This is a genomic window from Streptomyces adustus (genome assembly GCF_009377175.1).
Classification (GTDB): Bacteria; Actinomycetota; Actinomycetes; order Streptomycetales; family Streptomycetaceae; genus Streptomyces; species Streptomyces adustus.
This window is the reverse complement of sequence record NZ_VJZD01000257.1, coordinates 1-13,352: the sequence shown is the minus strand read 5'-3', so window position 1 is coordinate 13,352 and position 13,352 is coordinate 1. Positions and strand designations below refer to the sequence as shown.

The window sequence follows — 13,352 nt, the reverse complement described above, 5'->3', positions numbered from 1 at the left end:
GGACCGACGGGAACGGCGGGCGCGACGCGCTCCCGCCGTTCCCGTCGGTCCTGCCGCTGCCTCCGTCGGTCCCGTCGGGCCCGTCGGTTCTGTCGCTGCCGCTGCTTCCGCTCGCTGTGAGGCGGACCCACCGGTCGCGCTGCGGGACCGGCGGGCGGTGCCGGGCGCGGGAGCCGGAGCGGCGGCGGGCGTCCGCGCCGCCGGGTCCGCGCCGGTGCCGGGGCCGGTGGCCGTGCCGGGCGTAGCAACCGCCCGCGCACCGGCGTCCGCACCCGCACCCGCACGCGAATCGGCAGTCGCGCTCCCACCCGCATCCGCACCGGCAGCCGCGTTCGCACCCGCGGACGCAACCGCGCCTGCGTCCGCACCCGTGGCCGTCGGCGCCGTCTGGCTGGCCGAGCCCTCCGAGGCCGTACGGGCGCGGCGTACCGGGCGTTCGCCGGGGGTGCGGCCCGCGGCGCGGGCCGGACGGGCCGGGGCGGCCGGGAGCCGGCCCTTGAGCGGGCCCCACTCGTTCGGGTCGGGAACCCCAGGGGGAAGCATCTGGCGGCGCTTGGGGCCGCCGTGCTCGGACTCCCCCGGCTCCTTGGCGCCGGGCCAGGCCTTGGCGACCCGTGCCGCCAGGACGAAGTCCTTGCGCAGCGGATGGCCCTCGAAGCCCTCGGGCAGAAGGAGGTGGTCCAGGGCCGGGTGGCCCTCGAAGGCGACGCCGAACATCTCGTGGGTCTCGCGCTCGTGCCAGGCCGCACCCGCGTAGACGTCCACGGCGGACGGCAGGACCGGCGACTCGTGCGGGACGGTCGTGCGCACCAGCAGCCGGCGCACCGGCCCCAGCGCGGCCACGTGGGCGGAGACGCGGAAACCGGTGCCCGGCTCGTCGACCGCGCTCAGCCAGTCGAAGTAGGTGCAGCCCAGTTCGTCGCGGGCGACGCGCAGCGCCGCGGTCCAGGACTCCGGCGGCACGTCGACCGTCAGGACGTCGTACGACTCCTCGGCCGTGGCCTGGGCGCCGAAGAGCTCCTCGGCGGGGGCGGGCAGCCAGCCGACCGCGGTCATCGGCTCTCACCCGCTGCGGCGGGGGCCGGCGGCGGCTGCACCAGCCCGCTCTGGAGGGCGGCCGCGGAGGGCTGCGTGCTCCCGTAGCGCTCGGCCAGCGACTCCCGGGCGATCTTCTCCTGGAGTTTCAGGATTCCCTGGAGCAGGGCCTCGGGGCGGGGCGGACAGCCCGGCACGTAGACGTCCACCGGGATGATCTGGTCGACGCCCTTCGTGACCGAGTAGGAGTCCCAGTACGGGCCGCCGCAGTTGGAGCAGGCGCCGAAGGAGATGACGTACTTCGGCTCGGGCATCTGCTCGTACAGGCGCTTGACGGCCGGTGCCATCTTGTCCGTGACCGTGCCCGAGACGACCATCAGGTCGGCCTGGCGCGGCCCCGGCGCGAAGGGGATGACGCCGAGACGGATGAAGTCGTGGCGGGCCATGGACGCGGCGATGAACTCGATCGCGCAGCAGGCGAGGCCGAAGTTGAAGACCCACAGCGAGTAGCGGCGGCCCCAGTTCAGGACCACCTTCATCGGCTCGGGAGCCAACCGGGCGAGGGCGCCCAGCCGCTTCGGCTCGGGGAGCGGCACGGGCTCGGGGGAGGCGGGGGTCACGTCCATGTCAGGACGCCCTTCTTGTATGCGTACAGCAGACCCACGGTCAGGAAGCCGAGGAAGATGAACATCTCCACCAGCGTCGTCGCGCCGTATCCATGGTCGGCGAAGACGGTCGCCCATGGGAACAGGAAGATCGAGTCGACGGCGAAGATGACGTACAGGAACGCGTAGACGTAGTAGCGGACCTGGGTGTGGGCCCAGCCCTCGCCGACGGGGTCGACGCCGCACTCGTAGGTGAGGAGCTTCTCGGGGGTGGGGACCACCGGGCGCAGCAGGCGGCCCGCCCCGAAGGCGACGGCGACGAACAGTACGCCGACGACGGCGAGCAGTCCGACGACCGAATAGGAGTGGAAGTAGTCCGCCGCGACGACGACGGACGGGTCCCGCAGCGTGTTCCGCAACGTGTCCGGCAACGTCCGCCTCGCTCCCTGAACTCGTGACCCTCGTGAACCCTGCGTTCGACGATCTGTACGCACGGGAGTCTAGGCCCTGATAAAGAGGCGGTAAGCAGCCCGTCACGCCTTGAGATCCGACGGCGGGGCCGACGGTGAGACCGACGGTGGGGTTTTCCCCCGGTCGATCGCGGTGGCCGACCTCATGGCGCCGTGGCGCCGCGCCGGGCACCCTGGCCGGTATGACCGCAGCCATGCCTTCCGACGGCGGAGACGTCGCCGGAGACACCCATCGCGTCCACGGCTCCCGAAGCGCCCGGGACACGCGAGACCTCCGAAGCCCTCAGGGCGCCCGTGCCACCGTGAGCGCGCAGGCCGCCGACCGCGACGACGACGGCGGCGACGAGCGCCTGCCGCCGGCGCGTATGGCCTTCGCCCCGCAGACGTGGAAGGAGATCGCGCATCTCCTGGCGAACCTGCCGATGGCGCTGCTCGGCTTCGTCTACGTGACGACGGCGCTGCTCGTCAGCAGCGTGCTCACCTTCACCGTGGTCGGGCTGCCGCTGCTGGCGCTGGGGCTGATGGGGTCGCGACTGCTGGGCCGGTTCGAGCGCGGCCGGGCGCGGGCGCTGCTCGGGATACGGATCGACGAGCCGAGCCCGCTGCCGCTGAAGCGGACGGAGGGGTTCTTCCAGCGGATCTGGATGATGGTGAAGGATCCGGTGGGCTGGCGGGCGGCGCTGTACGACGTCATCCGGCTGCCCTGGGGCATCCTCACCTTCACCATCACGCTGACCTCGCTCTTCGTGCTGTGGCCCGTGCTGCCCTTCCTGGCGCGCGGGCTCGCCAACGCGGACCGCGCGATGGTGCGCGCGCTGCTGTCGCCCTCCGACGAGCTGGAGCGGCGCATCGCCGAGCTGGAGTCCGACCGGGGGGTCGTGGTCGACACGGCCGCGGCCGACCTGCGGCGCATCGAGCGCGATCTGCACGACGGGGCGCAGGCCCGGCTGGTCAATCTGGCGATGGGGCTCGGCCTGGCCAAGGAGAAGCTGCTGGAGGGCCAGGCCGACGAACACGTGGCGGCGATGGTGGAGGAGGCGCACGGCGAGGTGAAGCTGGCGCTCCAGGAGCTGCGCGACCTCGCCCGGGGCATCCACCCGGCCGTCCTCACCGACCGCGGACTCGACGCCGCGCTGTCGTCGGTCGCCACGCGCTGCACGGTGCCGGTGAAGGTGACGGCCGAGCTGCCGTCGAGACCCGCCGCGGCCATCGAGGGCATCGCCTACTTCACCGTCTCGGAGCTGCTCCAGAACGTCAGCAAGCACAGCGGGGCGAAGTCGGCGTCGGTCGACGTGTGGCGGGTGGACGACCGGCTGCTCATCCAGGTCTCGGACGACGGCGGCGGGGGCGCGCGGCTCGACGGCGGCAGCGGTATGCGGGGCCTGGCCGAGCGGCTTGGCGCGGTCGACGGGCTGTTCGTCGTCGACTCGCCGCCCGGCGGTCCGACGACGGTGACCGCGGAGCTGCCCTGGCGGGAGCGCGCGGAGGACTCCCCGCACGGGTGAGCCGGGCCCGCGGGGGTGGGGAAAACCCCCCGCCCAAGAGGCCGACGGCCTCCATGTCGCGCTGACCTGCCATCGAGCAGGGTGGAGATACGGGAGCAGGCCCGCCGACGAGCAGAACGGACGACACCGATGGCCAGCGAGTACGGACCGCGGTACGGGCAGGAGTACGGGATGTCCTACGGGCAGGAGCACCGGCAGGGCCACGACGGCGGCGAGCGGCGCCACCGGCTGCCGGCCGTGCTGCGGGCTCCGTTCGAGGCGCGCGCCTGGCGCGAGTTCGGATACGTCCTGCTGAGCCTGCCGATCAGCGTTCTGCTGTTCACGTACGCCGTCACGATGCTCTCGGTCGGCGTGGGGCTGCTGGTGACCTTCCTCGGCATTCCGGTGCTGGCGGCGGGTCTGGCCGGCTGCCGGGGCTTCGGGGCTCTGGAGCGGGCGCGGGCCCGCGGGCTGCTCGGCCTGGAGGTGGCCGAACCCGAGCCGCTGCGGATGCGCGGGCGGGGCGCGTGGGCGTGGATGGGCGCGGTCCTGAAGAGCGGCACGTCGTGGCGGCAGCTGCTGTACGCGGTGCTGCACTTCCCGTGGGCGGTGTTCTCGTTCTGCGTCGCGCTGACCTTCTGGGCGTACGGATGGGCGACGCTGACGTACCCGCTGTGGTTCTGGGTCTTCCCGATGTACGGCGGTCAGGACGGCCTCCAGCTGTACGGCGACGAACACCACCGGGTCTACCTCGACAACCCGTTCGAGATCACCGTCACCGCGCTGGTCGGCCTGCTGTTCACGCTGGCCACGCCGTGGATCGTACGGGCGCTGACGCAGGTGGACCGGCTGCTGGTGCACGGGCTGCTGGGGCCGTCGCGGCTGGCGGCACGGATGGTGGAGCTGGAGTCGGACCGGGGTGTCGTCGTCGACACGGCGGCCGCCGACCTGCGGCGCATCGAACGGGACCTGCACGACGGGGCACAGGCGCGGCTGGTGGCGCTGGCCATGGATCTCGGGCTGGCGAAGGAGAAGCTGACCGAGGACCCGCAGGCGGCGGCCCGGATGGTGGACGAGGCGCACGGCGAGGTGAAGACGGCGCTCCAGGAGCTGCGCGACCTCGCCCGGGGCATCCACCCGGCCGTCCTCACCGACCGCGGACTCGACGCCGCGCTGTCGTCGGTCGCCTCGCGCTGCACGGTGCCGGTGCGGGTGCACGTGGACCTGACGGAGCGGCCGGCGCAGGCGATCGAGGGCATCGCCTACTTCACGGTCTCCGAGCTGCTCCAGAACATCAGCAAGCACGCGCGGGCCACGAGCGCGACGGTGGACGTGTGGCAGGCGGAGGACCGGCTGATGCTCCAGGTCCTCGACGACGGGGTCGGCGGAGCGGACGCGTCCGCGGGCTCCGGGCTGGCGGGGCTGGCCGGGCGGTTGGACGCGGTGGACGGGCTGCTGGTGGTGGACTCGCCGCCCGGTGGGCCGACCCTGGTGACGGCGGAACTGCCCTGGCGGGGCTGGCCCTCCCCGCCGTACGGCCCCGACGGCTCCCGCAGGACTCCGCGCGGAACCGAGTAGGACACGACCCCCGTCATCGACAATGCGCCCGAAGGCCGAAAGTCGGCACGCCGGGCGCGTTTTCCCGTCACCTGCGCCGCGGTCGGATGCGATTGCTGGAATGCTGGACGTATACGTACGGGCGGGTACCCGGTGGGGGTACGGCGACCCGTGCGGAAGCCGTCGGGAGACGCCGGGCTGTGGGGGGCCGAAGATCGTGGAGGACAGGGTGCGGGTGGTCATCGCCGAGGATTCGGTGCTGCTGCGGGAGGGGCTGACCCGGTTGCTGACCGACCGCGGGCACGATGTCGTCGCCGGGGTCGGCGACGCGCAGGCCCTGGTGAAGACCATCACGGAGCTGGACGCGGAGGGCGCGCTGCCGGACGTCGTGGTGGCCGATGTACGGATGCCGCCGACGCACACCGACGAAGGGGTGCGGGCCGCCGTGCAACTGCGCAAGTCGCACCCCGGGCTGGGGGTGCTGGTGCTGTCGCAGTACGTGGAGGAGCGCTACGCCACCGAACTGCTGGCCGGTTCCAGCCGCGGTGTGGGCTATCTGCTCAAGGACCGGGTGGCCGAGGTGCGCGAGTTCGTGGACGCGGTCGTGCGGGTGGCCCAGGGGGGTACGGCACTCGACCCCGAGGTGGTCGCGCAGCTGCTCGGGCGCAGCCGCAAGCAGGACGTGCTCGCGGGGCTCACCCCGCGGGAGCGGGAGGTCCTCGGGCTGATGGCGGAGGGGCGGACGAACTCCGCGATCGCCCGGCAGCTGGTGGTGAGCGACGGGGCGGTGGAGAAGCACGTCAGCAACATCTTCCTGAAGCTCGGCCTGTCCCCGAGCGACGGGGACCACCGGCGCGTACTCGCGGTGCTCACCTATCTGAACTCATGACTTACTGACACTGCGGTCGGCACCTGTTTCAGTGGGACGGCCGCATGAACCACCACACGCACGGAAATGCACCACCCGCACCACACGTACCGAGCGCACTACCTGCACCAAGCGCACCACGCGCATCGAATGAACCGTCGCACCACCGAACCGTCGAACCACCGAACCGTCGAACCGTCGAACCACCGAGACAGACAGCGATCGCAGCACGTCTTCAAGGCAAGCGCCGGGGGCGAGTGAACCGTGTCGAGCCGGACCGTCGGGAGAGTGTCACCTCTGGGCGCGCAAGCGCCCCGAAGCGGTGACCGTCGCTCGGATGACCCGGGGAAGGCGCCCCTTGCGGACGTAGGGTTGATTTCGGGAGGGTCTTCGCAAAGGCCGCTCCCAGACAGCCGCCTCGAGGGAGGTCCAGTTCAGTGACCAGCAGGGTCAGCAGCGCAGCGGAACAGGCCGACGGAGCCGTCGTAGGAGAGCAGCGCAAACCGGGTGGGGCGAAGGACGTACAACGCCTCGACCGGGTGATCATCAGGTTCGCGGGGGACTCCGGTGACGGCATGCAGCTGACCGGTGACCGCTTCACCTCCGAGACCGCGTCGTTCGGGAACGACCTGTCGACGCTGCCGAACTTCCCCGCCGAGATCCGGGCCCCCGCCGGCACCCTGCCCGGTGTCTCCTCCTTCCAGCTGCACTTCGCCGACCACGACATCCTCACGCCGGGGGACGCGCCCAACGTGCTGGTCGCGATGAACCCGGCGGCGCTCAAGGCCAACATCGGGGACGTGCCGCGCGGCGCGGAGATCATCGTCAACACGGACGAGTTCACCAAGCGGGCGATGCAGAAGGTGGGATACGAGGCCTCGCCGCTGGAGGACGGATCGCTCGACGGCTACCAGCTCCATCCGGTGCCGCTGACGACACTGACCGTCGAGGCACTGAAAGACTTCGACCTCAGTCGCAAGGAAGCCGAGCGCAGCAAGAACATGTTCGCGCTCGGTCTCTTGTCGTGGATGTACCACCGGCCGACCGAGGGCACCGAGAAGTTCCTGACGTCGAAGTTCGCGAAGAGGCCCGACATCGCGGCGGCCAACATCGCCGCGTTCCGCGCGGGCTGGAACTTCGGCGAGACGACCGAGGACTTCGCGGTCTCCTACGAGGTGGCGCCGGCGGCGAAGGCGTTCCCCACCGGCACATACCGCAACATCTCGGGGAACCTGGCCCTGTCCTACGGGCTCGTCGCCGCGTCCCGCCAGGCGGACCTGCCGCTGTTCCTGGGCTCGTACCCGATCACCCCGGCCTCCGACATCCTGCACGAGCTGAGCCGGCACAAGAACTTCGGCGTACGGACCTTCCAGGCCGAGGACGAGATCGCGGGAATCGGCGCGGCGCTCGGGGCGGCCTTCGGCGGCTCCCTCGCGGTCACCACGACGTCCGGTCCCGGCGTGGCGCTCAAGAGCGAGACGATCGGTCTCGCCGTCTCCCTCGAACTTCCGCTGCTGGTGATCGACATCCAGCGCGGCGGCCCCTCCACCGGTCTGCCGACCAAGACCGAACAGGCCGACCTGCTCCAGGCCATGCACGGCCGCAACGGCGAGGCCCCGGTCCCGGTGGTCGCCCCGCGCACCCCCGCCGACTGCTTCGACGCGGCGCTGGAGGCGGCCGGGATGGCGCTGACCTACCGCACGCCCGTCATCCTGCTCTCCGACGGCTATCTCGCCAACGGCTCCGAGCCCTGGCGCATCCCCGAACTCGACGAGCTGCCCGACCTGCGGGTGCAGTTCGCCCAGGGACCCAACCACACCCTGGACGACGGCACCGAGGTCTTCTGGCCGTACAAGCGCGACCCGCAGACCCTCGCCCGCCCCTGGGCGATCCCGGGCACGCCGGGCCTGGAGCACCGGATCGGCGGCATCGAGAAGCAGGACGGCACCGGCAACATCTCCTACGACCCCGCCAACCACGACTTCATGGTCCGCACCCGGCAGGCCAAGGTCGACGGCATCGACGTCCCCGACGTCGAGGTCGACGACCCGCACGGCGCGAGCACGCTGGTGCTGGGCTGGGGATCGACGTACGGCCCGATCACGGCGGCGGTCCGCCGGCTGCGCGCGGCCGGCGAGTCGGTCGCCCAGGCGCACCTGCGTCATCTCAACCCCTTCCCGCGCAACCTCGGCGCGGTGCTCAGGCACTACGAGAAGGTGGTGATCCCCGAGATGAACCTCGGGCAGCTCGCCACGCTCGTCCGGGCGAAGTACCTGGTCGACGCCCATTCGTACAACCAGGTCAACGGCATGCCGTTCAAGGCGGAGCAGCTCGCCACGGCGCTCAAGGAGGCCATCGATGGCTGAGACGTCCACGGAAGGCACGGGCACGATCGAGGCACTTTCGCTCGTCCCCAAGGCCGAGGCCAGGCAGTCCATGAGGGACTTCAAGTCCGATCAGGAAGTGCGCTGGTGCCCCGGCTGCGGTGACTACGCGATCCTGGCCGCCGTGCAGGGCTTCATGCCCGAGCTCGGTCTGGCCAGGGAGAACATCGTCTTCGTCTCGGGCATCGGTTGCTCGTCGCGCTTCCCGTACTACATGAACACGTACGGCATGCACTCCATCCACGGCCGCGCGCCCGCGATCGCGACGGGACTCGCCTCCAGCAGGCGCGACCTGAGCGTGTGGGTGGTCACGGGTGACGGCGACGCGCTGTCGATCGGCGGCAACCACCTGATCCACGCCTTGCGCCGCAACGTGAACCTCAAGATCCTGCTCTTCAACAACCGGATCTACGGCCTGACGAAGGGCCAGTACAGCCCGACGTCGGAGGTCGGAAAAATCACCAAGTCGACGCCCATGGGCTCCCTGGACGCCCCCTTCAACCCGGTGTCCCTGGCGCTGGGCGCGGAGGCGTCGTTCGTGGCCCGCACGATCGACTCCGACCGCAAGCATCTGACGGAGGTGCTGCGGCAGGCCGCCGCGCACCCCGGCACGGCGCTGGTGGAGATCTACCAGAACTGCAACATCTTCAACGACGGCGCCTTCGAGGCCCTGAAGGACCGTCAGTCGTCGCAGGAGGCGCTGATCCGCCTCGAACACGGGCAGCCGATCCGCTTCGGGGCGGACGGTTCGCGCGGTGTCGTACGCGACCAGCACACCGGCGATCTGCGGGTGGTCACCGTGACCCCGGAGAACGAGGCGCAGATCCTGGTCCACGACGCCCACTGCGCGTCCCCGACCACCGCCTTCGCCCTCTCCCGGCTGGCCGACCCGGACACGCTGCACCACACCCCGATCGGGGTGCTGCGCTCGGTGGAGCGGCCGGTCTACGACACGCAGATGGCCGACCAGCTGGACACGGCGATCGAGCAGAACGGCAAGGGGGACCTGGCGGCGCTGCTGGCCGGCGGCGACACCTGGACCGTCGTCGGCTGACCGGGCCGGAGGTTCCCGAACGGGCCCGGGCCTTCAGGTCCGGGCCTCGTCGTAGGCGCGGCGCGCCTGCTCCACGTCGTCCATCCGCCGATGGGTCCACATCGCCAGCGAGCGGACCTGCTCCGCGGCCTCGCGCCCCAGGTCGGTCAGGGAGTAGTCGACGCGCGGCGGAATGACCGGCTTGGCGTCCCGGTGCACCAGGCCGTCGCGCTCCAGGGTCTGCAAGGTCTGCGTCAGCATCTTCTCGCTGACCCGGCCGATCGCCCGGCGCAGCTCGCTGAAGCGGTACGGGCGGTCCAGCAGCTCGATCAGGACGAGCACACCCCAGCGGCTGGTGACGTGCTCAAGGACCAGACGGTAGGGACACATGTCCTCGGTGACGGTGTACTTGCCGCCTACTGCACTTACTGCCATGTCGGTACCTTACTTCAAAGTGGGTACTTTCGCAGAGTTAGCGCTCCTTCTAGGGTTGACGACATCGCACCCCACAAGGAGATCCAGATCATGAGCATCGTCGTCACCGGAGCCACCGGACACCTCGGCCGCCACGTCGTGGAGCAGCTGCTGGAGAAGGTCCCGGCCGAACAGATCACCGCCGTCGTACGCGACGAGGCGAAGGGCGCCGACTTCGCCGCCCGGGGCGTACGGCTCGCGGTCGCCGACTACAACGCCCCCGAGACCTTCGACGGCCTCTTCGCGGCCGGCGACAAGGTGCTGCTGATCTCCGGCAACGAGTTCGACAAGGGCCGGGTCCGGCAGCACCAGGTGGTCATCGACGCGGCCGTCGCGGCCGGTGTCGCCCTGCTCGCCTACACCAGCGCCCCCGGCAGCCTGACCGCGGCGCTCGCCGACGACCACCGCGCCACCGAGCAGGTCCTGCTCGCCTCCGGCCTGTCCTACGTGCTGCTGCGCAACGGCTGGTACCACGAGAACTACACCGAGAACCTGGCCCCGGTGCTGGCGCACTCCGCCGTCGTCCAGGCGGCCGGCGAGGGCCGGATGACCTCCGCGTCGCGCGCCGACTACGCGGCGGCCGCCGTCGCCGTGCTGACCGGCGAGGGCCACGAGAACGCGACGTACGAGCTGGGCGGCGACGAGACCTGGAGCTTCGCCGAGTACGCGGCGGAGCTGAGCCGGCAGACCGGCAAGGAGATCGGCTACACCCCCGTCTCCGTCGAGGCCTTCAGCGAGATCCTGGCCGGTGCCGGACTCCCGGGGCCGTTCGTCGCGATCCTGGCCGGGGTGGACGCGTCCATCGAGAAGGGCGAGCTGGCCGTCACCTCCGGCGACCTCTCCCGGCTGATCGGCCGTCCGACCACCCCGCTGGCCGAGGCCGTCGCCGCCGCACTCAAGGACTGACCGCGACACCGCCCCCGACCGCACCTCCGCCTCCGTCTCCGTCATGACCGTATGGCGATACGGGCATGACAGGCGGATGCGGTCGGCGTTACCTTCTGCGTACACGCGCTCGCGTGTACGAGCGAGAAGGAGAGGCCGGTGGCCGAACAATCGAGGGGCGAGCAGCGGACAGGTCTGCTGAACGGCTTCGCGGCCTACGGGATGTGGGGGCTCGTCCCCCTCTTCTGGCCCCTGCTGAAGCCCGCCGCCCCGGCGGAGATACTCGCCCACCGGATGGCCTGGTCCCTGGTCTTCGTCGCCGTCGCGCTGGTCTTCGTACGGCGCTGGGCCTGGGCGGGCGAGCTGCTGCGGCAGCCGCGCAAACTGGCGCTGGTCGTCCTGGCCTCCGCGGTCATCACCGTGAACTGGGGCATCTACATCTGGGCCGTGAACAGCGGGCACGTGGTGGAGGCCTCGCTCGGCTACTTCATCAACCCGCTGGTCACCATCGCGATGGGCGTGCTGCTGCTGAAGGAGCGGCTGCGGCCCGTGCAGTGGGCGGCCGTCGGCATCGGCGCCGCCGCCGTCCTGGTCCTCACCATCGGCTACGGCCGCCCGCCCTGGATCTCCCTCACGCTCGCCTTCTCCTTCGCCACCTACGGGCTGGTGAAGAAGAAGGTCAACCTCGGCGGTTTCGAGTCGCTGGCCGCCGAGACCGCGATCCAGTTCCTGCCCGCGCTCGGCTATCTGCTGTGGCTGTCGGCGCAGGGCGAGTCCACCTTCACGAGCGAGGGCGCGGGACACTCCGCCCTGCTCGCCTCGACCGGCATCGTCACCGCGCTGCCCCTCGTGTGCTTCGGCGCGGCCGCGATCCGGGTGCCCCTGTCCACGCTGGGCCTGCTCCAGTACATGGCCCCGGTCTTCCAGTTCCTGCTCGGCGTCCTCTACTTCGGCGAGGCCATGCCGCCCGAGCGCTGGGCCGGTTTCGCGCTGGTCTGGCTGGCCCTGGCCCTGCTCACCTGGAACGCGCTGCGCACCGCGCGCCGCACCGCGCGACTCAGGTCCGGGCTCCCGACGGGCGCGGCGGCCGGGGCGGCCGTCGTCGTGGCAGGTTCAGGAACCGTCACCGAAGCAGAGGCCGGAGTCGCCGCCGAAGCCGCCGCCGGGTCCGAGGCGGGGACCGGTGTGCGCGGAGCCGCCGCCGGCTCCGCCCCCGTGGAGGCCTGACCGGAGGATCGCTCGGCGGCCACTGTCATCCGGCGCCCGCGAACCGTCCGCCCGGACGGCTCGCGGGCGCCGCGTTCGTGGAGGCACCGGGCGACCGGCCGCGGGTGCCGTTATAAGTGGTAACCATGACGCAGACGACCGCTCCCGCCCCGCTGCACTGGAAACTCGTCATCGACGCCCTCGACCCGCACACCCAGGCCGACTTCTGGTCCGCCGCGCTCCACTACACGGTCGAGGACAACAGCGCCCTCGTCGAACGGCTGCTGGAAGCCGGTGCCCTGCCGGGCGCGGCCACCGTGGAGTTCCACGGCCGTCCCGCCTTCCGGGACCTGATCGCCGTACGCCATCCGGACGATCCGTACGACGAGGACAGCGGGACCGGGCGAGGGCAGCGGCTGCTGTTCCAGCGCGTCCCCGAGTCGAAGTCCGGCAAGAACCGGCTGCACCTGGATCTGCACCCGGGCCGGGACCGGCGGGCGGAGGAGGTGCGGCGGCTGCTGAAGCTGGGGGCGAGCGTGCTGCGCGAGGTCGACGAGCCGGGCGGCAGCTGGGTGGTCATGGCGGACCCGGAGGGCAACGAGTTCTGCGTGCAGTGACACCGGCGCGCCTCCCGTCACGACGGCGGGAGGCGTACCCGTCGTGACGAACCCGGGCGTCGCGACCGACGGTCCGGCTATCGGGAGTCCGGGTTGCGGGCCGCCCGTTCGGCGAGGCGGTTCATCCGGGTGCGGGCGGACTCCAGCGGACCGAGGTCCTCGGCGGCGGGCCCGTCCTCGAACGTGAGCTCGGTCCACAGCCCGAGCAGCTCCTGTCCCAGCTGTAGGCCCTGTACGGGCTCACGCACCGCGCGCCAGGCCGCGGCCGCGCTCTGGACGTTGCCGTAGGCGGCCTCCGCGTCCCCGGCGCGGCGATGGACCCGGGCCAGGTCGAGGGAGAGGTGGAAGGCGCGCAGCGGGTCGCCCGCGAGATAGGCGATGTACGCCGTGAGTTCGAGCAGCCGGAGCACCTCGGGGTGCTCCCGGCCGAGCGTTCCCGACGCCTCGGCCACGGTCCGCTCGGCCAGCGCCGCCGCCACATCGATCTGCCCCGCCTTCACCGCGCCGCTGATCCGCGCGATCGGCTCCGCGAGGAGGGCGGGGGCGTCCGCGGACCCGGTCGGCGGCTCGTCCCCGAGCACGGCCTCGGCGACCGCGTCGAAGCCCCGGGCGGGGGTCGGTTTGGGGTCGGGGTCCACGACGGCGTAGGGGTCGAGGTGCGGTTCCGGCGCACGGCGGGGCGACGCCCCGAGAGCGGGGGCCTGGCTGCGGGGTTCGACGGTGGGACTCGGGGG

At 71.6% G+C, this 13,352-nt stretch carries 12 protein-coding genes and 1 pseudogene; 8 read left to right on the top strand and 5 right to left on the bottom strand.

All coding sequences use genetic code 11. The features are described 5' to 3' along the window. The 3 genes from FNH09_RS38335 to FNH09_RS38325 all read right to left on the bottom strand — a co-directional run. Positions 1–1,056: NADH-quinone oxidoreductase subunit C (locus FNH09_RS38335; RefSeq protein ID WP_152894487.1), on the bottom strand; the 1,056-nt coding region annotated here is incomplete at its 3' end. Beyond that, positions 1,053–1,661 (bottom strand): NADH-quinone oxidoreductase subunit B, encoded by a 609-nt coding sequence (locus FNH09_RS38330; protein WP_152894486.1) that lies wholly within the window; start codon positions 1,659–1,661, stop codon positions 1,053–1,055. The genes FNH09_RS38330 and FNH09_RS38335, both read right to left, overlap by 4 nt. Next, complete coding sequence (locus FNH09_RS38325) at positions 1,652–2,071, bottom strand: NADH-quinone oxidoreductase subunit A (RefSeq protein ID WP_375974090.1); 420 nt, start codon at positions 2,069–2,071, stop codon at positions 1,652–1,654. The genes FNH09_RS38330 and FNH09_RS38325 overlap by 10 nt, the downstream gene beginning before the upstream one ends. A gap of 404 nt (positions 2,072–2,475) precedes the next feature. Here FNH09_RS38325 and FNH09_RS38320 point away from each other — a divergent pair, with 404 nt between their 5' ends. The 5 genes from FNH09_RS38320 to FNH09_RS38300 all read left to right on the top strand — a co-directional run bounded on the left by FNH09_RS38320 (position 2,476) and on the right by FNH09_RS38300 (position 9,457). Further along, positions 2,476–3,615 carry a sensor histidine kinase gene (locus FNH09_RS38320; protein WP_238427356.1) on the top strand — a complete coding sequence of 380 codons (1,140 nt, stop codon included), beginning with the start codon at positions 2,476–2,478 and terminating at the stop codon, positions 3,613–3,615. 129 nt (positions 3,616–3,744) lie between these two features. Beyond that, positions 3,745–5,172: a sensor histidine kinase gene (locus FNH09_RS38315; protein WP_152894484.1), complete on the top strand. Its 1,428-nt coding sequence runs from the start codon at positions 3,745–3,747 to the stop codon at positions 5,170–5,172. A gap of 208 nt (positions 5,173–5,380) precedes the next feature. Beyond that, positions 5,381–6,040: a LuxR C-terminal-related transcriptional regulator gene (locus tag FNH09_RS38310; RefSeq protein ID WP_338017814.1), complete on the top strand. Its 660-nt coding sequence runs from the start codon at positions 5,381–5,383 to the stop codon at positions 6,038–6,040. A 416-nt stretch (positions 6,041–6,456) separates the two neighbouring features. Then, on the top strand, positions 6,457–8,385 hold the full coding sequence (locus FNH09_RS38305; RefSeq protein WP_162469727.1) for a 2-oxoacid:acceptor oxidoreductase subunit alpha: 1,929 nt from the start codon (positions 6,457–6,459) through the stop codon (positions 8,383–8,385). Next, on the top strand, positions 8,378–9,457 hold the full coding sequence (locus FNH09_RS38300) for a 2-oxoacid:ferredoxin oxidoreductase subunit beta (RefSeq protein ID WP_152894483.1): 1,080 nt from the start codon (positions 8,378–8,380) through the stop codon (positions 9,455–9,457). Before FNH09_RS38305 ends, FNH09_RS38300 begins: the two co-directional genes overlap by 8 nt. A 33-nt stretch (positions 9,458–9,490) precedes the next feature. On the opposite strand, the gene FNH09_RS38295 is transcribed toward FNH09_RS38300, so the two are convergent. Further along, entirely contained in the window at positions 9,491–9,871 is a 381-nt protein-coding gene (locus FNH09_RS38295) for a winged helix-turn-helix transcriptional regulator (protein ID WP_152894482.1), read from the bottom strand. A 90-nt stretch (positions 9,872–9,961) separates the two neighbouring features. Here FNH09_RS38295 and FNH09_RS38290 point away from each other — a divergent pair, with 90 nt between their 5' ends. The 3 genes from FNH09_RS38290 (at position 9,962) to FNH09_RS38280 (ending at position 12,618) form a co-directional block, all read left to right on the top strand. Further along, on the top strand, positions 9,962–10,816 hold the full coding sequence (locus tag FNH09_RS38290; RefSeq protein WP_152894481.1) for an NAD(P)H-binding protein: 855 nt from the start codon (positions 9,962–9,964) through the stop codon (positions 10,814–10,816). Between the two features lie 138 nt (positions 10,817–10,954). Next, positions 10,955–12,022, top strand: coding sequence for an EamA family transporter RarD (rarD, locus tag FNH09_RS38285; RefSeq protein WP_162469726.1), 1,068 nt, complete (start codon positions 10,955–10,957; stop codon positions 12,020–12,022). Between the two features lie 125 nt (positions 12,023–12,147). Continuing rightward, on the top strand, positions 12,148–12,618 hold the full coding sequence (locus FNH09_RS38280; protein WP_152894480.1) for a VOC family protein: 471 nt from the start codon (positions 12,148–12,150) through the stop codon (positions 12,616–12,618). A gap of 77 nt (positions 12,619–12,695) precedes the next feature. On the opposite strand, the pseudogene FNH09_RS47305 reads toward FNH09_RS38280, so the two are convergent. Beyond that, positions 12,696–13,352, bottom strand: a pseudogene (locus FNH09_RS47305) (tetratricopeptide repeat protein); the annotation flags it as partial.